The sequence below is a fragment of the Bacillus sp. A01H genome (assembly GCF_045277205.1).
GTDB lineage: Bacteria > Bacillota > Bacilli > Bacillales > Bacillaceae_G > Bacillus_A > Bacillus_A paranthracis.
Genome location: NZ_CP117702.1, coordinates 4,595,881 through 4,617,232 on the forward strand (window position 1 = coordinate 4,595,881; position 21,352 = coordinate 4,617,232).

Genomic DNA, 21,352 nt, shown 5'->3' on the forward strand with positions numbered 1-21,352 from the left:
CTTACGCTGCAAAAAAGCTTGTAGAATCTACTTCTCTACAAGCTAAAACTGCATCTTCTTTAATGCAACTGTAAAAATTGTTTTTTCATACGGCTTACTAGAAAGATGAATTTTTCCATCCATCGCTTCCACAAGCCTTTTCGTAATCGTTAACCCTAAACCGCTACCTTGGTACAATCTATTTCTTGAATCTTCAAGTGTGTACATACGCTCAAACACTTTATCAATATGCGATTCATCAATTCCTTTTCCTGTATCCCATACGTCTATATACACATTCGTTTCATCATCTCTTAACGTCATACCAAGTGTCTTTCCATCGTCTCCATATGTAATCGCATTTGATATAAAATTGTTCAATACCCTACCTAATACTTCTACATTTCCAAGTGCATATATATTTCTTTCTGGTATATCAATATGAACATGAAAACCTTTCGACGTCACTAAATCATAAAAAGATAAAATCTTCTCACGACAAACTTCATTCATATTCACTTTTGTCATCTCGATTGCTTTGTCACCAGATTCTAATTTTGCTAAATCAAAAAACTTATGAATTAGTTCCATCACTTCTAGTGTTTTCGTATGCACTTTCTCAAGTAATATTTGTTGTTCTTCTTCATTTATCGTTTTATCCTTATTTAACATTTCTGTATATCCAAGAATAACTGTTAGTGGCGTCTTCAAATCATGTGAAATATTTGAAAGCATTTTTCTCATCGAAATTTCTACTTTCGCATGATCTGCATTTGTTTTCTGTTTTGCATCTAACAATTGATTAATTGCCACTAACAATTTTTGCAATTCTAGATCATCTGTCATAACAAGTAACTTCTCACCTGTTTTTTCATTAACAATACTTTCTAACTTTTCATATGTGTATCGCAAATTTTTGCTACTATTTTTCCTCATTTTATATTGTATATAAATGACACATAACAATATAAAAATAATACCTATTAACAAATTGACCATATTACATCACTTCCAACTTATAACCGATACCCCATAACGTTTTAATGTATTCTGGATTAGATGGATCACTTTCGATTTTCTCACGCAATCTTCTCATATGAACATTAATAACGTTATCGTCACCGTAATACTCTTCGTTCCAAATTAGCGTATATATTTGTGCTTTCGTAAATACACGATTTTGATTCTTTACAAACAGTTTTAAAATCTCAAATTCTTTTAAAGTAAGTTTGAGAGGCTTCCCGTTTTTTTCCACAGTAAAATTAATTGGATCAATCGTTAAATCACCAATTTGAATCATCTTTTCTGTTGTTTCTGTAGCTGAATATTTCGTAGATCTCCGAATTCCTGCTTTTACACGCGCGGCTAATTCAATCATAGAAAATGGCTTACAAATGTAATCATCTGCTCCAAGTCCTAATCCGACAGCTTTATCAACATCTGTATCTTTTGCCGACATCATTAAAATCGGAACGGCACTTTTTTCTCGAATGATGCGTACAACCTCTAAGCCATCTAACTTTGGCATCATAATGTCTAGGATAATCAAATCAAATGAACCTTTTAAATATGTGTTCACGCCCTCTTCTCCATCAGACGCGATTGTAACTTGAAAGCCCTCTTTTATTAAATACTTTTCCACCATCTCTTGAATTGAGAGATCATCTTCAACTAATAATATATGATGTGACATATGTCTATCCCCTTTTTACAAACGTTAACAATTCAATTGTATCGTAACTACTACAGACTTGAAACAAATATATGAATTTTCAAACCAACTTCCCTTCCTTCCTTAACAATGATATGATGAAATTCACTACGATTGTTCATAATTAACTTTATATAAAGGAGACTTATCATGTCAGAAAACAAAAAAGTAAGCTTAGCTGATTTAATGCGCGAACAACTTGCAAAGAAAAAGCAAGGTAACGGTAATGGTCAAAATGCCAAAAACCAAAGCCAAGAAACAAAAAAGTTACAAAACCAACAAACGAAAAAGACAAACAACCAACGTAGACGTACAGGTGTATAAATGAACGGACAAAAACGTTCTAATATCGCACCCGGCCTTGAAGTTGATATTGTATTAAAACAAGATCAACGAACTGGCAAATTAACACGTGGCATTGTAAAAGATATTTTAACGAACTCCCCTTCTCATCCGCATGGCATTAAAGTGCGATTGCAGGACGGGCAAGTCGGTAGAGTACAAAATATCGTTCAATAAGAAAAGGAGCTCAAGTAAACTCGAGCTCCTTTTTCTTTATTATCCTTTAATTTTCTCGATGAAAACTACTTTTAAATAGTCTCCTTCTTTAAATTGATCGATTGTACGGAAATCTTCTGGTAAAGAATGTTCTTCTAATATTTTATATTTACCATTCATTTCTTTAAAGGCTGTATCGATAAAGCCTTTAAACTTTTTCATATCGAATGCGCTACAATTTGTTGAAGCAACGATAATCCCGTTATTTTCTGTAATGGCAATTGTTTCTTTTAATAAGTTTTTATAATCTTTCGCTGCACTAAATGTATATTTTTTTGAACGCGCAAAGCTTGGAGGGTCAAGTACGACCATATCAAATTTCATTTTTTTCTTCGCTGCATATTTGAAGTAAAGAAATACATCTTCTACAATGATATCTTGCGCTTCATAATCAACTTCATTTACACTAAACTGCTCAATCGTTTTACTTAAACTACGATTTGCAAGGTCGACACTCGTCGTTTTGCTTGCTCCGCCAAGCGCTGCAAATACAGAGAAGGCACCTGTATAAGAGAACATATTTAACACTGTTCTTCCCTTCGCATATTTATCACGAATTTGTTTTCGCACGTTACGCTGATCTAAAAATACACCAACCATCGCTCCGTCATTTAAATAAACAGCGAAATTCACACCATTCTCTTTTACGATAAGCGGGAACTCACCGCGCTCTCCTGCTACGAAATCATCGCCTTCAATGTATTTCCCTTTCGTATCAAAACGCTTCTTCTCATAAATGCCTTTAAAGTTTGCTACTTTTTGAAGAGCTGCTATAATCTCATCTCTGAAAGTATAAATCCCTTCGCTATACCAACTTACTACATAATAGCCGTCATAATAATCGATGATTAAGCCTCCAAGCCCATCACCTTCACCGTTTAGAGCGCGGAATGCTGTCGTATCACTTGATTTATAAAATTGCTTTCGTTTATGTAAGGCAGATTTAATTTTACTTTCAAAGAAAGATTGATTAATTTGTTCACTCTCTTTTCTCGTTAAAATCCAGCCGTATCCTTTATTTTGTTTTCCATAATAACCTTTTCCGACAAAATGGTTCTTCTCATCTACCACTTTAATGATTGTTCCTTCTTCCTGAACATCATTTAAATTTTGAATCGCATCTTTTAAAATAAGCGGATATCCACTTTTAATTTCTTTTATAAATTTCGGTTTTATTTTTACAGTTACTTCTGATCGCATATAAAAACTTCCTTTCCATTTGCATGCTTTCTCTATAGGAAGCACTTAAAAAACGAGACTGAAAAACAGCCTCGTTTCACTATACCATATTATTGCTTTGCTAGTACAACTAGCTCATCCCCTGGCATAACAGCTATATATTTATACAATGTTGAAAAAGTAAGACTACCATCTCTATGGCGAATAAATAGTATTAAATCCTCTGAATCGATTTCTTCTTTATTAATCTTTTGTTCTTCTGCAACTTGTATCGTTTTAAACGTATAACCATCTTCAATTTTTCTATTTAATTCTTCATAAATTTCATTTTGACCAAACAGTAAATGAGCTTTTTTCGAAAGGGAAATGCGTTCTTGTTCAATCTTTTCCACATCATGGATTGGAAGTAAAAATGTATTATGATGTCCAAACTGCGGTACGTATGTATTTGCGACTAATACATTATAAGAATCCGTATCTGTAACTGCAATTAAGTATTCGTACTGATTCATATCAACTTCAAATTGTAATTGTTCAGAAAGTACTTGGCCATTATATGTATTAAGCCCTTTCCCCTTTGCACATTGCAAATGCTCTTCTGATACATCTACAATTAAGCTCGGAATACCCATCTCTTTACAGTGCAATGCAAAAGCAGATGAGAATGTACTCGCACCTGAAATTAAAATTCCCGGTGGCTCCGTATTCGCCAATCCCAATCTTTTCGCTAAAAATCCAATTGAAAATCCATGAGCACAAACGGTCGTAATAACGAGTGCAAATGTAAGTGCCGTTAATATAGAAGCATCTTTATAACCTTCTTGTAATAACTCCGTCGCAAAGTAACTTGAAACCGTTAATGCAACAATACCTCGCGGCGCAATCCAGCCAACTAGCGCCCGTTCTGCTTTTGTTAACTCTGTGCCGATTGTCGATATCCAAATCGATAAAGGGCGTACAACAAATAGCATCATAAGTACGAAGCTTATAATAGGCCAGCTGAAAATCTCCATAATCGTTGTTCTTGGAAGGGATGCTGTTAATATGATAAAAACAGTCGACGTTAGTAGCACAGAAATATTTTCGTTAAAATGACGAATATCACCGATAGAAGAAATATATTTTTTCATCCGCGCAAGCGTAATCCCCATTACTGTCACAGCTAGCATACCTGTTTCATGCATCACTTCATCCGCAATGCCAAAACATAACAGTACCGTAACTAGCAAAATTGGGGCTTTTAAATATTCTGGTACTTTTCCCTTTAAAATCATATAGCTCATAAAAATACTAAATACATAACCGAGTACCATTGCAAATAATGAACCTGCAAAGAAGTACAGCAACGTATGTAATTGTACATTTTCTTTCGTTAAGAAATTTACAATTTGAAAGGCGAATACAGCAAGCAAAGCGCCAAATGGATCAACGATAATCCCTTCCCATTTTAAAATTGCAGCTGTTCTTGGTTTTAATCGCGCTTGGCGTAACAACGGAATAATTACCGTTGGACCTGTCACAATAAAAAGTCCTCCAATAATAAATGCAACCGCCCAATCTAATCCAGCGACGTAATGAGCTGCAAGCGAGCCAGCAATCCACGCGATAAACGCACCAAACGTAACGATACGAAATACTGGTTTTGATAGCCCCCTCAGTTCACGTATATCTAAACTTAAACTACCCTCAAACAATATAATCGCAACAGAGAGTGATACGAGTGGACTAAAAACATCTCCAAGCACCTCTTTTGGATTAATAATACCGAAAACCGGACCAATTAATAATCCAGCAACTGCCATAACAACAATCGCAGGAAGCTGAAAGCGCCATGCAGTCCATTGTGAAGCAATACCTAATGTAATAATAATAACGATACTAAGTAAAAGTGATTCAACCATAATGCCCTCCTTGTTCATAGTATTGCGACAGCAAAGTATAAACCATACTTTACTTCTATATATTTTCGATTGATTCTATTTGCATAATATATAACTAAGTTAAATATATAGTCAACAGGAGGATATTATACTACATAAAGTGAAACTTTAATCAGCCCGCCCTCCACCTAACTTCTTCGCTTTCGCTAAATTTTGAGGTGGGGGGCTTACTGCCCAACAAATAGCGGGATTAAAAATATTATCATAATTTAAGATTACCATTGACGATGATAATGATTTTCATTATCATTTAATGTATATGAATTCTCGAAAATAAAGGCTACAACTTATAGGAGGAATAAACATGATTATTGTTACAAATACAGCTAAAATTACAAAGGGAAATGGACATAAATTAATTGATCGTTTTAATAAAGTAGGTCAAGTCGAAACAATGCCAGGATTTTTAGGATTAGAAGTTCTTCTAACGCAAAATACAGTTGATTATGACGAGGTAACAATTAGCACGCGCTGGAATGCAAAAGAAGATTTCCAAGGTTGGACAAAGAGCCCAGCATTTAAAGCTGCTCACTCCCATCAAGGCGGAATGCCAGATTATATTCTTGATAATAAAATCTCTTACTATGATGTAAAAGTTGTACGTATGCCAATGGCTGCAGCACAGTAAAAACTGTTTTTTTAAAGTATAGAATATGAGAAGCGTTACCACTTCTCATATTCTATACTTTTTTATTTACTGTCTTTTTACTAGTTTCGCATGTACGACTAATCTTCCTGCTTCTGGATCAAGTGCATAGTCACATGTAGAAAGTGTTATAATTTCATCATTAGCCGTCAATTTCGTATCCGTTTTGTAAAGGGATTTATCTTGAATTTGCTTTAAGAATGCTGTATACGCTGCATCGCTTTCAAAATCCGTTTCAATGTAATAAAAGTCCGTCGTTGTCGTATATACTGAAAAAACTTCAACGTCGTATCCTTCAAATAATGTATCGTAATACAATTTACGATGGGACATGAAGAAATCTTCATCCAACATCTTTTTTAAACTTCCAAACATAGAACCGTCCTTCATACGATGACCATATAAAATAGTATTTCGGTTTTGAGATTTCACATCATTACGATAATCCATAAAAATACTTCCCGCTCTCATATCCTCGCCTTTATAATTACGAAATAAATAGTAATCATTATCCTTCGCTTGAACGATTGGATAATTGATTTGTGTATCATCCATCGTAATCCATCCCACTATTTCTGGATTAATTTTTTGGAGAGCTTGAAACTGTTTACGTACTTCCCCATCTTCTGATTTTTCTTCCATTGGACTTCTCTTATAAATATGTTGCGCTTCAGCCATTACTTTACGATTTTCATAATAATCCATGAAAATCCCACCCAATTCATACATTGAATAGAAAAAGATTCCTAAAAATACAATTGTAAGTATTCGTTGAAAAAAAGAATTCTTTTTCCGTTCTTTCTTACTATTCAAATTATCACCTCAAAACGGATTATGCCCAGCCTTTAAATTCCCATTGGTACCATGTATAACCCTGTATCTTCGTCTTGTTTTACAACGACATCTACACCATATATTGCTTTAACCATTTCTTCTGTTATTACCTCATTAGGATTACCTTTCGTAACAATTTCCCCATCTTTCATAACGATAATATGATCACTATAACGAATGGCTTGATTAATATCATGTAGTACCATCACAATCGTTAATCCATACACTTCATTTAACTCTTTCACTAACTCTAATATTTCTAGCTGATAATAAATATCTAAATATGTTGTCGGTTCATCTAAGAAAAGCATTGGTGTACTTTGAGCTAATGTCATCGCGATCCAAACTCGCTGTCTCTCTCCGCCCGATAAAGCATGAATTGGCTTTTCACGCTTACTTTGCAAATTTGTACATGTTAGTGCACGCTCAATTGCTTCTCTATCTTCATCAGTTTGCGAAGAAAAAACATTTTTATATGGCATACGCCCAAAGCTTATTAGTTTTTCCACTGTAATATCTGCTGGCGCCTCATTTTGTTGATGGACAACAGCTAACTTTCTAGCAAACTCTTTCGGTTTATACTCACTAATCGTTTTTCCATCAAGTATTACTTCCCCACTATTAGGAGCATGATTTCTAGACATAACACCAAGTAATGTTGATTTTCCGCAACCATTCGGACCAATGATTGTTGTAATTTTCCCAATCTCTATTTCACTACTAACAGACTTTAAACGATTTGTTACATTATCGTATGAAAAGGTTACATTTTTAATTTCCATGAACTTTATCACTCTTTCTAAGCAAGAATATTAAGAACGGGCCACCAATAACTGCCATAATCGTCGCCGCCGGAATTTCGTTAGGTGGTACAATTAACCTTCCAATCGTATCCGCCGTCAAAATTAATAACGCTCCTGCAAGAGCAGAAAATGGAATTAATACTTTATGATCTGAACCGACTAATTGCCTTGAAATGTGCGGAACGAGTAATCCTACAAAAGCAATAACACCTGCAATCGCTGTTGATACTGCAGCTAAGAGTACTGCAATAGCAGAAATAATAAGACGAACTCTCGTCACGTGCAAACCTAAGTTTTTCGCAGTCTTATCTTGTAGCGATAATAAATTACACCAAGCTCCTACAAACAGTGCAAGAACCAAACCAATTGTTCCATACGTAACCATTATTTCTACATCGCCCCACGTCTTCATCGTTATATTAGAAGTCGTCGTTTGCTTAATACTCTTAATGAAATATCCACAAATCGTAATGAAAGATTCATTTAATCCAGTAAACATCGCATTAATAGCTATACCAACTAAAATAATACGAAGTGGACTTAACCCTGACTTCCATGAAAAGGCATAAACGAGATAACACGCAAACGCACCACCTAAAAAGGCGAATACTGGTGTCCAGAAAAAGAATTGCGGGAATAACGTAATAATAACAAGTGTCATAAAACTTGCTCCTGAAGATATACCGATTACCCCAGCATCGGCAAGTGGATTTTTCATTACAGCTTGAAAAAGAACACCAGAAACAGCAAGAGCCGCCCCAGTGAACAGTGCAATAATAATGCGCGGGAAACGTAAATCTTTAATGACCTCAACATCTTCATTTGCCCCTGTAAATATCCCTTGTACAAGGTCAACGATACCAACCTCTAAACTCCCTTTCATCGCTGACAATGACGTCATAACAATAAGCAATACAGTAACAATGAAGAAACTCCAAGTTTTTTTATTCATTTCACTCTTCCTTTATATGAAAATGCATCACGGATACATCATTTTCTTCAATTCATCTAAAGCTTCGATTGCTGCTAAATTTCCTGTCGTTCCAAATAAACGCTCTTCTAAATCGTAAACACGATTATTTTTAACTGCAGCGAAGTGTTTCCAAATATCATTTGTTTTAAATTCTTTATCAAACATTTTTACAACTTCATCAGGCATACCATGAGCTGCTCGTAAAATAATATCCGGATCAGCTTTCTTTAAATACTCTGTATTAGAAGCTAAATATTCTACTTGTTCACCTTGTACAATATTTTTACCACCTAGTTGTTTCACTAAATCACCAATATAGGAATGCTCAGTTGCTACTAAATAGCTCCCCGGTACACCTAATAAAATAAGCACTGTCGGTTCTTTCTTTCCTTTTACTTCTTTTTGAATGCTAGCAACCTTTTTATCTAACTTCGTTACAACTGCTTCAGCCTGCTTTTCGCGTCCATATTGCTTACCTAAATTACTAATGGAATTTTGCATATTTTTTAAACTAGTTAAGTCCACAAAATTTGCTTTCATACCTACACCGTCAAACACTGGCTTTAATTCATATTCAAGTGTTGTCACGGATAATACTTCTGACGGCTTTAACGACTTTACTTTTTCCATATCAGGACTCATCGGATTCCCGACTTCAGGTAAACCTTTATATCGCTTCGGTAAGGTTTTAGAACTAGTTGGAACACCAACTAAATCTACTTCTAACACATCCATAATTTCAGTAACAGCGACTGTCGTTGCAACAATTCGCTCTTTACTTTCACTCTTTACTTGCTTCGCAGTTTCTTTTTTAGGTGATGAGCACCCAGCTATACTCACTAATAAAATGATAGCCATTAGTACACTTGCAATTTTCCTCACTCTCAATCACCACTCCTTTCCAAACAATATGAAACAAGTCTTGATGCACGCGAACATGCATCAAGACTCCAAAAATTACAATCTACCTGCTCTATATTTACGAACTAGTAAAGCAAGTGAACCTAGCAGTAACATCATGTATAAACCAAGTTGTGCTGTATCTGCAGTTTTTGAGTTTTTCTCTTTTTTCGAATCATTATTTGTAGCTTCGTTTTTCTTTTTACCATCTGCATTTCGGTTAAAATCAGGAGTTCCTACTGTTTTTACATTATCTACTTTTGGTGTAGTTACTGGGTTTTTCGGTTCATTCTTTGGCTCTTCTTTTACCGTTCCTACAGCGCCAATCTTCGTCGTATCAAATTGAATTTGTACGTCGTAGAAATGATGGTAATTCATTGAATCGATATCTACTTTTACTTTTGCATTTAATTTTGCAAATAAATCATTAGCTTCAAATTCTACGACTCTTGTATTGGCAGCCTTATCTTCACTTACTATTTTTGCATCTGCAAATCCACCATTATTTTCTGTTTGGAATTTCGTAATCCAGTCACTATTTTTCAGTGTCATTGCAACATACTTCTTGCCATCTTTCACTGTTAATCTTGCTGGACTTACAACATATTGATTCATCATTGAAATTTCTTCTGTCTTATCTTTTAACACTTTAAAAGCAATATCGTACTGACCATCTTTTAAATTTTTCGGATCAACTGTTGGGTTTTCATTTAGATTATTCGTTCCATCTTGGTTGTCGTTTCCACCTTGGTTGTCGCTTCCGATTTGATTACCATTACCATCTTGGTTAGTATCTCCACCTTGGTTACCTAAAGCTTTAATACTTCCTTTATCGAATGCAAATTGAATATCATAGAAATGATGATAATTCATTGCATCGATATCTACCTTCACTTTTGCATTTAACTTTTTCGATAAATCATCTACTTCCACTTCTACTACTCTTGTATCTTTCTCTTTATTTGTACCTAATACTTGCGCATCGACGAACGCACCATTCTTTTCAAACTCAAACTTCGTAATCCATGAGCTATTTGTTAATGTGAAGGATACATATTTCTTTCCATCTTTCACTTTTAATACACCTGGATTCTTCGTATATGTGTTCATCATTGAAATTTCTTCTGTTTTATCTTTTAACACTTTAAAACCGATACTGTATTCACCGTCTTTAAGAGCGTTTGGATCAATTGCTGTGTTATCGTCTTGGTTGTTGTTTCCACCTTGGTTGTTATTTCCGCCTTGGTTGTCATTTTCGCCTTGATTGTTATTTCCACCTTGGTTGTTGTTTCCACCTTGGTTGTCATTTTCGCCTTGGTTGTTGTTTCCACCTTGGTTGTTGTTTCCACCTTGGTTGTCATTTTCGCCTTGGTTATCGTTTCCATCTTGGTCGTTACTTCCGCCTTGATTGTTGTTTCCACCTTGGTTGTCTAACGGTTGAATACTATCGTTATCAAATGCAAATTGAATATCATAGAAATGGTGATAATTCATTGAATCAATATCTACTTTCACTTTTGCATTTAGTTTCTTAGATAAATCAGCTACTTCCACTTCTACTACACGTGTATCAGCTTTCTTATCTTCACTTAATACACTTGCATCAACAAATGAATTATTCTTTTCAAATTCGAACTTTGTAATCCATGAGCTATTCGTTAATGTGAAGGATACATATTTCTTTCCATCTTTCACTTTTAATACCCCTGGACTCTTCGTGTACGTATTCATCATTGAAATTTCTTCTGTTTTATCTTTCAATACTTTAAAACCAATACTGTATTCACCATCTTTAATGGTATCTACGTTTGATTGTTTATCTCCGTCTGGTTGTTTGTCTCCGTCTGGTTGTTTACCTCCGTCTGGTTGTTTGTCTCCGTCTGGTTGTTTACCTCCGTCTGGTTGTTTGTCTCCGTCTGGTTGTTTGTCTCCGTCTGGTTGTTTATCTCCGTCTGGTTGTTTGTCTCCGTCTGGTTGTTTATCTCCGTCTGGTTGTTTGTCTCCGTCTGGTTGTTTATCTCCGTCTGGTTGTTTGTCTCCGTCTGGTTGTTTCTCTCCGTCTGGTTGTTTGTCTCCGTCTGGTTGTTTCTCTCCGTCTGGTTGTTTGTCTCCGTCTAGTTGTTTACCTCCGTCTGGTTGTTTGTCTCCGTCTGGTTGTTTACCTCCGTCTGGTTGTTTGTCTCCGTCTGGTTGTTTCTCTCCGTCTGGTTGTTTGTCTCCGTCTGGTTGTTTATCTTCACTTTTAATAGCTTCCAATTTGTCTTGTTCAAATACAAGTTGTACGTCATGCGTTTGTTTATAATTTCTTGATGCCATCTCAATAAATACTTTTGTATTAAGTTTTTTCGATAAATCAGCTACTTCAAACTCTACTACTCTTGTATCTTTTTCTTTATCTTCACTCACTACTTTTGCATCAACAAATGCACCATCTTTTTCCGTTTGGAAATTTTTAATTAATGAGCTACTTTTTAACGTTACAACCGCTTTTTTCTTACCATTTTCTACTTTCAATACTCCTGGATTTTCCATGTAACTATTCATTTTAGATTCTTCATCTGTTTGATCTTTTAACACTTTGAAAGGAATGCTGTACGCACCATCTTCAATTGTGTTAGAATTTGGTTGTTGATCTGGGTCAGGCTTTTGGTCGGGCTTCTGACCTGGATCCGTAGTTTCATTTGGATCTGGCTTATTAGCTGGGTCCTCTTTTTCATCTGGTTTTTCTACATGAATTGGTGTAATGCTATTTTGATCAAATGCAATACGAACATCATATTCATGATGATAGTTCAGAAAATCAATATCTACTTTTACTTTCGCATTTAATATCTTCTCTACATCTTCCACATCGAATTCTACTACTCTTGTATCTTTTTCTTTATCTTCACTAATTACATTTGTCTCAACAAGTTGACCTGCTTTGTCTGTTTCAAATTTCGTAATCCATGAACTATTTTTTAATGTAAAGGACACTTTCTTTTTCCCATCCTTCACTTTTAAAGTTCCTGGACTTACAGAGTATTCATTCATCATGGATACTTCATCCGATGCGTCTTTAAGAACTTTAAAACCGATTGAGTATTCACCGTCAGCTAATTGAGTAGCTGCTTGAACTGCAAGTGGTTGTAGTGTTGATACGAATGTAAATATCATTAAAAACATAGCAACAACAATCTTAAGATACCTGTTCAATGAAATAACGCTCCTTTTTATTTATTTACTAAACTTCACGTTACGAATTAAGAAAACACCTGAAATAAGAATTAACACCGCAAATAATCCGATACGTGCTTCATCGCCTGTTTTAGGATTATCTGTTTTTTCAGCTTTACCATTTTCATTTTTTGTATCTTTATTTGTTTCTTTGTTCGCTTCTTTTGTTGTTTCTTTATTCTCCACTTTTGTTTTCTCTTCTTTAACTTGTGTACCTGTTTTCGTTTGATCATTGTTTTTTGTTGTAGTAGCCGCGCCGTTATCTCCACCTACAGCTTTTACATTTGCATCAAAAGCAAAACGAATTGTGTAGTGGTGGTCATAGTTTGCACTTGGTACGACAACATGAATTTTTACTCCTAATGGTTTTGATAAATCATCAATTTTAAATTCAACCGTTCTTTTATCAGCAGCCTCGTCCTTGCTAACTACTTTTGCATCAACAAAATTCCCGTTTTCAGGTGCTTTAAATTCTGTAATCCAAGCACTATGATTCATCGGGATTTGCACTCTCATCTCACCATTTTTCACAATTAGCTTAGCTGGTTTTTCAAAATAATCATTTGCCATTGAAGCTGAATCATTTTCCGCTTTTTGAATGACATAGTTAATATCATACGTACCGTCAGCTAGTTGTGCTGAAACTTTCCCATATGGCATGATAAGAAAAGCTAGCATACATACGAACGTTATAATAAAAGCGGGTAATACAGAAATCTTTCTCATTTGGTTTACTTCCTCCTTGTTTATCTTTCATCCATACTTTTTTGAAAATGATAATTATTCTCATTATATTAGAAAAAAATAATAATCTTCTATCCTTATTTAATTGTAATTTGTTTATGTAATACAGATATAATTGATTATCATTCTCAATTCATGTTAAAAATAATATCCCTCTCTATTCTTTATAAAGAGCGATTCTTATTTTAACATAAGTCTCTATTTATTTTGTTGATTATCATTCTCAATGAATCTCAAAAAAAATAAAACTATCCATCTTCCTACTTGATCACCTCTATCTACAAAAATAATATTGTTATAGAAAACCTTATACCTTTCACTCCTCACTTTCCTTCCAATATTTCCACAACTAAGTCAATCTTAGCCTACTCATAATTTTTTTGTCAACTATATTACGTATAAAACTTTAAATATCTGAATTTCCTTATATGTGGCTTTTTCTACAAAAAAAAGAGGCTTTCTTTCATAGAAAGCCTCTTTTCTCTATTTTTCTACAGCAACTTCTTGCTTTTGAAACAATGAAATGACATATCCAATTACAATACCTACTAGAGCAGGAACGAACCAACCAATCCCAACACTATATAATGGAATTTTATTTAAAATTGGTGTTAATGCTGCAATCTCAAGATTTGCATTGTGTAATCCATCAAAGAAGCTAATCATGAATGCTCCTACAATACCACCTACATACATGACTAAAGGAAGACGAATATAGTTTTCAACCAGTGATAATATAATTAGCACGATACCAATTGGGTAAATTGCGATTAAGATTGGTAATGCTAATGCATTTAACTGAGTTAAACCAAGATTCGCTACCATAAATGCTAATACACAGAAAATGAAAACAACTTTTTGATAAGAAAGCTTCGGTAATAAAGAAGAGAAATATTCTCCGCAAGCTGCGACAATCCCTACTGAAGTTGTTAAACATGCTGCTGAAATTGCGATTCCTAATAATAAAGTTCCGTAACTACCGAATAAATGATTTACAACGTTTGTTAAAATAATTCCGCCGTTTGCTCCCATTCCAAGAGAGACACTAGAAGCTCCGAGATAAGCAAGCGCTAAGTAAACGAGTAGTAAACCAAGTGCTGCAATAAATCCTGCAAAAATTGTTACTTTTGCAATGCTATTTTTATTTGTAATACCTTTTTCTTTTAACGCATGAATTACAACATTTCCGAATACAAGTGCTGCAAGTCCATCTAAAGTTAAATATCCGTCAATAAAACCTTTAAATAGCGGAGCACTATATGCTTCTGTCGGTGCACCAAATTCACCCATTGGTGTAATAAGTGCTTTACCTACAATAATTGCAATAACAGCTAATAAAATCGGAGTTAATACTTTACCGATGCGGCCCACTAATTTTGATGGGTTTAAAGCTAAATAGAAAGTGAGAGCAAAGAAAATAAATGTAAAGATAACAAGTGGATACGATTGACCAGCTATTTCACTTGGTAAAAATGGTGCAACACTCATTTCATAAGCAACCGTTCCTGTACGCGGCACACTTACGAATACGCCTAAACATAAATAAATTGCAGTAATAAAAACTAGTGCGAATATAGGGTGTACACGCCCTGCTAGCTCATTAATATCTCCCTTTAAAGCTATAACGATAACTCCTAATAAAGGCAATCCAACGCCTGTTACGACAAAACCAAATAGCGCGATCCATACATCTGTTCCAGCGCCTTGTCCTAATGCTGGTGGAAAAATCATATTACCCGCACCGAAAAATAGTGCAAATAACATTAAACTTATTGCAAACATCTCAGAAAACTTTAAAGATGATTTCATTTCTACTAACCTCCTACATAATTATAAATTAACAAAATATTCTGAATTAAAATCCGTCATATATCCTCTTTCAAGCATACTTCCCCGTAAAAGAACGCAAAAAACACCCGTCCCTAACAAAGGGACGAGTGTTGAAATCGTGGTTCCACCCTTATTCTAATAAAATGAATTTATAGCAAAATAAGCTCATTTTATAGCTCGTGTAAATTGATAACGGTTTTATCCGCCAAGAATTACAATGCATCATGTATGCAGTTCACTCTTGAAGTTTAGAGGTGGTAAGCTTGTCTTTTCGTATTAGGAAGCTCACAGCCTAAGGCTTCCCTCTCTGAGAATCGTAAAAAACAACTCATGTCCTCATCATTACTTTTATAAAATATCTTGTCGAAACTTGTTGTTTTTTATTATATGGGCTATTTTTTAAAAAATCAATAGTTTTATTTTTTCTGACAAAAAAATATAGGGAGAAAATTTCCCCTCCCTATAACTGCCCTATTAAAATTTCTAACTCTTCAGCTGTAACGCTCCGCCACTTTCCAACTTCAAGCTCATTTAGCTCTATATTCATAATGCGTACTCGCTTTAACTTTGTTACAGTAAACCCGAAAGCTCGACTCATTCTACGAATTTGTCTGTTCATTCCTTGCGTTAAAACGATGCGAAATGTAGACTGATCCACTCTCGTCACTTTACATGGCTTCGTCATTCCATCTTTAATCTTTACACCGCTGGACATCTCATCAATAAACCAGTCCGTAAAAGGTTTATCGACTGTGACAACATATTCCTTCTCGTGCTCATGATCACCATGTAAAATTTGATTTGCAATCGCACCGTCATTCGTTAATAAAATAAGGCCTTCTGACGCTTTATCTAATCGTCCAACAGGAAAGATACGCTCAGGGTAATTAATATAATCAATAATATTATCCTCAATATGATCAGCTGCTGTACAAGTAATACCAACTGGCTTATGAAAGGCTATATACACCTTTTCTTTCTCTTCTTTTGCAAGAACCTGTCCATTAATCGTTACTACATCATCATCACTTACAATTGCACCGTGCGTACATATTTCGCCGTTAATCGCCACGCGTCCAGCTTTAATAAGGCAATCTGTTTCACGTCTTGAGCAGGATTTTGCTTCGCTTATGTATTGGTTGATTTTCATAGCTTATTCCTTTTCATATATATTAAAAGCGTCAATCTATGGCAATATCATTATGCCACGATTGACGCTCGTTTACTTCGCAAAAACAACTAAATAAATAACCCCAATCACCAAAAATATTCCGCAACAAGCTAACAATACTTTTGCAAGTTTGTCCATAAACATATAATGGTTTCCCCTTTGTTTCGTTGTTTTCTATTTTAATTCGACAACTGTTACGCCTAGGCCTCCCTCGCCCATGTCACCGTAACGGAATGTTTTCACACCACGATGCTTCTTCAAGTAATCTTGAACACCTTGGCGAAGTGCTCCTGTTCCTTTACCGTGAATGATTGATACGCGAGGATAGCTTGCAAGCTGGGCATCGTCTAAATATTTCTCAACGCGCGCCATTGCATTTTCAAATCGTTCACCACGAAGGTCAAGTTCTAATGAAACGTGATAATCTCTACCTTTTACTGTTGCAACTGCTTTTTTCTCTGTTTGTTTCGGTGTATTAATGTATTCCATATTAGATTCTTTTACTTTCATCTTCAGAATACCAATTTGTACGCTCCACTCTGTATCGCTTACTTTTTCAAGCAATTGACCTTTTTGACCGAACGTTAATACTTTTACTTCATCACCTGCGCGCAACTGTTGTTTCGGCGCAGTATTTTTCACATTTACTTTTTGTTTCTTCACAAGCTCTGGTGCTGCGCCTTCTAGACGGCTCTTCGCTTCAATTAACTCGTGATCTTTCACGTTTGCAAGCTGTGCTTTACGCAACTGACGAAGTTCTTGAATAATGCCTTCTGCCTCTTTCTTTGCAGCTTCAACTTTTTCTTCCCCTTCTTTTTGCGCTTTTAATAATCGTTCATCACGCTCTTCGTTAAATTCAATAATTTGACGTTGTAATTCACGATGCAGTTTTTCAGATTGCTTACGAAATGCTTCTGCTTCGTTCCATTCACGCTCTGCATTCTTTTGACTTTCTTCTAACTTCGCAATCATATTTTCAATTTTGTTTGTATCTGTACTAATGTGATTGCGTGCTTGCTCAATGACACGATCAGATAATCCAAGGCGTTTCGAAATTTCAAAGGCATTACTACGTCCTGGTACACCGATTAATAATTTATACGTTGGACTTAATGTATTTACATCAAACTCAACGCTCGCATTGATAACTTGCTCACGATTATATCCGTATGCTTTTAATTCTGGGTAATGCGTCGTAGCAACAACGCGAGCACCGCGATTACATACTTCATCTAAAATTGAAATGGCAAGTGCAGCCCCTTCTTGCGGGTCTGTTCCAGCACCTAATTCATCGAATAAAACTAAGCTTTCAAAATCAGCTTTTTCTAAAATATCAACAATGTTCACCATATGTGAGGAGAACGTACTTAAACTTTGTTCAATCGATTGCTCATCACCGATATCAGCAAATATATTTTTAAATACACAAATCTCTGACTCATCCATTACTGGAATGTGAAGACCAGATTGCGCCATTAATACACAAATACCAACTGTTTTCAGCGTAACTGTTTTACCACCTGTATTCGGTCCTGTAATAACAATTGTCGTAAAGTCTTTCCCTAACATAATGTTATTTGGCACAATAATTTCTGGATCGATAAGCGGATGACGTGCTTGTTTTAAATCCATGTAACGCTCGTTATTTACGATTGGTTTTGTTGCTTTAATTCGCTTCGCATAAAAAGCTTTCGCAAAAATGAAGTCAAGATTTGCAACTACTTCTACGTTTGATAAAACGATATCGGCTTCTACTGCCACTTCTTCTGTTAACATTAATAAGATGCGTTCGATTTCTTGTTTTTCTTTCACACGTGCTTCTTGGAGCGCGTTATTTAACTCTACAATGACTTGCGGTTCAATAAATAACGTTTGTCCCGAAGCTGATTGATCATGAACAATACCGCCATATACGCCGCGGTATTCTTGTTTTACTGGGATTACGTAACGTTCGTTACGGATCGTTACAATTGAGTCAGACAGCATCTTTTGCGCGTTTGAAGAACGCGTCATATTTTCTAACTTTTCACGAATGCGGCTTTCCGCAGTACGAATTTGAGTACGAATACCACGCAGTTTATCACTTGCGCTATCGACTACTTCACCGCCATCACCGATGCAATTTGTAATTTTCTTTTCTAAATCATATAAAGATACAATTTGAGCGACATGAGTTTCTAAAATCGGAAGCTCGACACCATTATCAACCATATCTTCAATGAAACGTTTCATATTGCGACTACCATACATCGTATTTGCAATATCAAATAATTCATTTGGACTTAACATACTTCCAATTTTTGCACGCTTCACATTGGAGCGAATATCCGTAATACCACCTAATGGTGCACTACCTTTTAAACGAATGACTTTCGCTGCTTCATCCGTTGTATCTTGCATCTCTACAATTTCTTCAAAATCAGTGCTCGGCACTAAGTTCTTCACTTTGTCACGACCAAGTGAAGATGCTGTATGTTCAAGTAATTGTTCTTTTACTTTATTATATTCTAATACACGCAACGTTCTTTCTAACATGTTGCAGGTCCCCCTTGTGTTACTTATTACGTTTAATATAGTCTAATAAACGTTCAATATCCCACGTGTTAATCACGTTATCTTTTTGAATCCAACCTTTACGTGCTGCCGCTACACCTGTTTCCATATCTTCTAACATTTCAAGTGTATGAGCATCCGTGTTAATCGCTACTTTTACACCGGCATCTTGTGCTTGTTTTAATAATTTTGCGCTTAAATCTAGACGGTTTGGATTCGCATTTAATTCTAAAACTGTATTTGTTTCTTTTGCGAGTTCGATTAATAAGTCTGTATCTACATCATAACCTTCACGGCGTCCAAGGAGACGTCCTGTCGGATGAGCAATCATTGTGACATGCTTATTCTCTAGTGCAGCACGAAGACGTTTCATAATCGTTTCACGGTCTTGTGAGAAGCTAGAGTGAATTGCTCCAATGACATAATCTAGTTCTGCTAATACTTCATCATCAAAATCAAGCGAGGCATCCGGTAAAATGTCCATTTCAATTCCGCGTAAAATTGTAATGTCTGGATACTTTTCATTCATACGTTCAATTTCTTTCGCTTGTTCACGAAGGCGCTCTTTCGTTAAACCGTTCGCTACTTTCAAGTATTGTGAGTGATCCGTAATTGCCATAAACTTATATCCACGAGCACGGCACGCTTGTACCATCTCTTCAATAGAAAAAGCACCGTCACTCCATGTTGTATGCATATGTAAATCACCTTGTATGTCAGAGAACTGAATTAAGTTTGGATACTCTTTAATTAATTCAATTTCTTTTCCATCTTCACGAACTTCTGGCGGGATAAATGGAAGACCGAAATGAGCAAAGAATTCTTCTTCCGTCTCAAATGTTTTCACTTCCCCTGTTTCCAAGTTCTCTACACCGTACTCACTAATTTTCTCGCCTTTATCTTTTGCGATTTGACGCATTTTTACGTTATGGTCTTTGGATCCTGTGAAATGGTGAAGAGTTGTAATAAACTCTTCTGGTTTTACTAAGCGAAAATCAATTGAAATATCATATTCATATTGAAGACGAACAGAAACTTTCGTATCCCCGCTCGCGATTACTTCAATCATATTATCAAATTGTAGTAAATGCTCACGTACTGCAGCTGGTTCTGTCGTTGCAATAATAAAGTCTAAATCTTTTACTGTTTCACGAACACGGCGCAAACTACCAGCGCGAGAGAAACGAATTACCTCAGCAATATTCGACAATTTCTCCTCTATTTCCCCGGCAATAGGCAATACCATCGCGATTGGTAAACGCTCTGGACGAGATCCTACTTGATCGATTGCTTCTAATATTTTCTCTTCTGTTTTTTTGCCGAAACCAGCTAAAGCTTGTACTTTATTTTCCTCACAAACCGCTTTTAGCGATTCCATATCAACAACACCAAGTTCTTTATATAACTTAGCTACCTTTTTACCACCTAGGCCTGGCAATTTTAATAACGGTAATAAGCTACTTGGCACTTCTTGTTCAAGCTCTTGTAATACTTCAGATGTTCCCGACTCTATATATTCTTGAATAACTGCTGCTGTTCCTTTTCCAATGCCCGGAATCTTCGTGAAATCTTCAATCTCAGAAAGACTACGATCATCACTTTCTAATGCTGCTGCCGCTTTACGAAATGCAGATATTTTAAATGGATTCGCGCCCTTTAGTTCCATAAAAAGCCCGATTGTCTCTAATAATTTGATAACTTGTTTTTTATTTACTTTCATCATTACCCCGCCTTTCTTTCATAGAAAAAAACTTCTCTTTCCGAAAAAAGAGAAGTTATACTCTGCTACCTGTCTGCCATAGTTCCTTCACCTTTTCAGAGAGAATCGGTGTATCGTCTACAATTATTTTGCTAATTGATGATTGTTGTAATGGTGTTTGTAATTGTTCAATCGGAAGAATGTTTCCAATGATAATTAAGACAAACAAAATAATATATACTTCTAAAAATCCGAGGAGTGCCCCCGCAAACGCATTTACTTGCTTTAAAACCGGTATTTCTGCAAACATATTTAACAAATTACCAAGTAATGAAAGTGCAATTTTTGTGATAATAAACAATATGATAAACGCAAGCGCTTGATAAAATACTGTCTCAATATTATTTGCATCAATCCATTCTGGAACAGATACGTTTTTATCAAATGGATACGGAATAAATTTCGCAAGTGCTGGCGCTAAATCTTTACAGTACCAGTATGCAACAAGGTATGCGATAATAAAGCTTGTTAACTTTACAAGTTGCAGAATAAACCCTCTGCGTAAGCCGAGGAAAAATCCCATAACAAGCAGTAAAATGATAATAATATCAATCAT

18 protein-coding genes and 1 other annotated feature are annotated in these 21,352 nt (G+C 35.5%); of the genes, 3 read left to right on the forward strand and 15 right to left on the reverse strand.

Annotation, left to right across the window (positions count from 1 at the left end; genetic code table 11):
* Positions 1–42 precede the first annotated feature (42 nt).
* The gene (locus PSR14_RS24385; RefSeq protein WP_000247662.1) at positions 43–978 is read right to left on the reverse strand and encodes a HAMP domain-containing histidine kinase; all 936 of its coding nucleotides are present in this window, start codon (positions 976–978) and stop codon (positions 43–45) included.
* A 1-nt stretch (position 979) separates the two neighbouring features.
* Positions 980–1,672, reverse strand: coding sequence for a response regulator transcription factor (locus tag PSR14_RS24390; protein ID WP_000018056.1), 693 nt, complete (start codon positions 1,670–1,672; stop codon positions 980–982).
* A 168-nt stretch (positions 1,673–1,840) separates the two neighbouring features.
* Here PSR14_RS24390 and PSR14_RS24395 point away from each other — a divergent pair, with 168 nt between their 5' ends.
* Complete coding sequence (locus PSR14_RS24395) at positions 1,841–2,014, forward strand: hypothetical protein (RefSeq protein WP_001293578.1); 174 nt, start codon at positions 1,841–1,843, stop codon at positions 2,012–2,014.
* Entirely contained in the window at positions 2,015–2,209 is a 195-nt protein-coding gene (locus PSR14_RS24400) for a YwbE family protein (protein ID WP_001014310.1), read from the forward strand.
* Between the two features lie 39 nt (positions 2,210–2,248).
* Here PSR14_RS24400 and PSR14_RS24405 read toward each other — a convergent pair whose 3' ends face one another.
* Together PSR14_RS24405 and PSR14_RS24410 are read right to left on the reverse strand one after the other, a co-directional pair.
* Complete coding sequence (locus tag PSR14_RS24405; protein ID WP_001255958.1) at positions 2,249–3,448, reverse strand: class I SAM-dependent rRNA methyltransferase; 1,200 nt, start codon at positions 3,446–3,448, stop codon at positions 2,249–2,251.
* An 89-nt stretch (positions 3,449–3,537) separates the two neighbouring features.
* Positions 3,538–5,328 carry a sodium:proton antiporter gene (locus PSR14_RS24410; RefSeq protein WP_000230340.1) on the reverse strand — a complete coding sequence of 597 codons (1,791 nt, stop codon included), beginning with the start codon at positions 5,326–5,328 and terminating at the stop codon, positions 3,538–3,540.
* Positions 5,329–5,671: 343 nt separating this feature from the next.
* On the opposite strand from PSR14_RS24410, the gene isdG reads away from it, so the two are divergent.
* Positions 5,672–5,995, forward strand: coding sequence for a heme oxygenase (gene isdG, locus PSR14_RS24415; RefSeq protein ID WP_000587815.1), 324 nt, complete (start codon positions 5,672–5,674; stop codon positions 5,993–5,995).
* A 66-nt stretch (positions 5,996–6,061) separates the two neighbouring features.
* On the opposite strand, the gene srtB is transcribed toward isdG, so the two are convergent.
* The 11 genes from srtB to PSR14_RS24470 form a co-directional block, all read right to left on the reverse strand.
* Entirely contained in the window at positions 6,062–6,826 is a 765-nt protein-coding gene (srtB, locus tag PSR14_RS24420) for a class B sortase (RefSeq protein ID WP_001086113.1), read from the reverse strand.
* A 32-nt stretch (positions 6,827–6,858) separates the two neighbouring features.
* Positions 6,859–7,629: an ABC transporter ATP-binding protein gene (locus tag PSR14_RS24425; RefSeq protein ID WP_000403755.1), complete on the reverse strand. Its 771-nt coding sequence runs from the start codon at positions 7,627–7,629 to the stop codon at positions 6,859–6,861.
* Positions 7,619–8,602, reverse strand: a complete 984-nt coding sequence (locus PSR14_RS24430) for an iron ABC transporter permease (protein ID WP_001036821.1) — start codon at positions 8,600–8,602, stop codon at positions 7,619–7,621. Before PSR14_RS24430 ends, PSR14_RS24425 begins: the two co-directional genes overlap by 11 nt.
* A 27-nt stretch (positions 8,603–8,629) precedes the next feature.
* Positions 8,630–9,511, reverse strand: a complete 882-nt coding sequence (gene isdE, locus PSR14_RS24435; RefSeq protein WP_002163510.1) for a heme ABC transporter substrate-binding protein IsdE — start codon at positions 9,509–9,511, stop codon at positions 8,630–8,632.
* A gap of 69 nt (positions 9,512–9,580) precedes the next feature.
* A complete protein-coding gene (locus PSR14_RS24440) occupies positions 9,581–12,688 on the reverse strand; it encodes an NEAT domain-containing protein (protein ID WP_406644241.1) in 3,108 nt (1,035 codons plus the stop codon).
* 51 nt (positions 12,689–12,739) lie between these two features.
* Positions 12,740–13,465: a heme uptake protein IsdC gene (isdC, locus tag PSR14_RS24445; protein WP_001226889.1), complete on the reverse strand. Its 726-nt coding sequence runs from the start codon at positions 13,463–13,465 to the stop codon at positions 12,740–12,742.
* A 501-nt stretch (positions 13,466–13,966) separates the two neighbouring features.
* The gene (brnQ6, locus tag PSR14_RS24450) at positions 13,967–15,292 is read right to left on the reverse strand and encodes a branched-chain amino acid transport system II carrier protein BrnQ6 (RefSeq protein ID WP_061132074.1); all 1,326 of its coding nucleotides are present in this window, start codon (positions 15,290–15,292) and stop codon (positions 13,967–13,969) included.
* A 117-nt stretch (positions 15,293–15,409) separates the two neighbouring features.
* Positions 15,410–15,665: a binding site (T-box leader), on the reverse strand.
* Between the two features lie 108 nt (positions 15,666–15,773).
* Positions 15,774–16,463 carry a 23S rRNA pseudouridine(2604) synthase RluF gene (locus tag PSR14_RS24455; protein ID WP_098487444.1) on the reverse strand — a complete coding sequence of 230 codons (690 nt, stop codon included), beginning with the start codon at positions 16,461–16,463 and terminating at the stop codon, positions 15,774–15,776.
* A 195-nt stretch (positions 16,464–16,658) separates the two neighbouring features.
* Positions 16,659–19,019 carry an endonuclease MutS2 gene (locus tag PSR14_RS24460; RefSeq protein ID WP_098487445.1) on the reverse strand — a complete coding sequence of 787 codons (2,361 nt, stop codon included), beginning with the start codon at positions 19,017–19,019 and terminating at the stop codon, positions 16,659–16,661.
* Between the two features lie 19 nt (positions 19,020–19,038).
* A complete protein-coding gene (polX, locus tag PSR14_RS24465; RefSeq protein WP_000867555.1) occupies positions 19,039–20,757 on the reverse strand; it encodes a DNA polymerase/3'-5' exonuclease PolX in 1,719 nt (572 codons plus the stop codon).
* A 55-nt stretch (positions 20,758–20,812) separates the two neighbouring features.
* Positions 20,813–21,352: a CvpA family protein gene (locus PSR14_RS24470; protein WP_000565413.1), complete on the reverse strand. Its 540-nt coding sequence runs from the start codon at positions 21,350–21,352 to the stop codon at positions 20,813–20,815.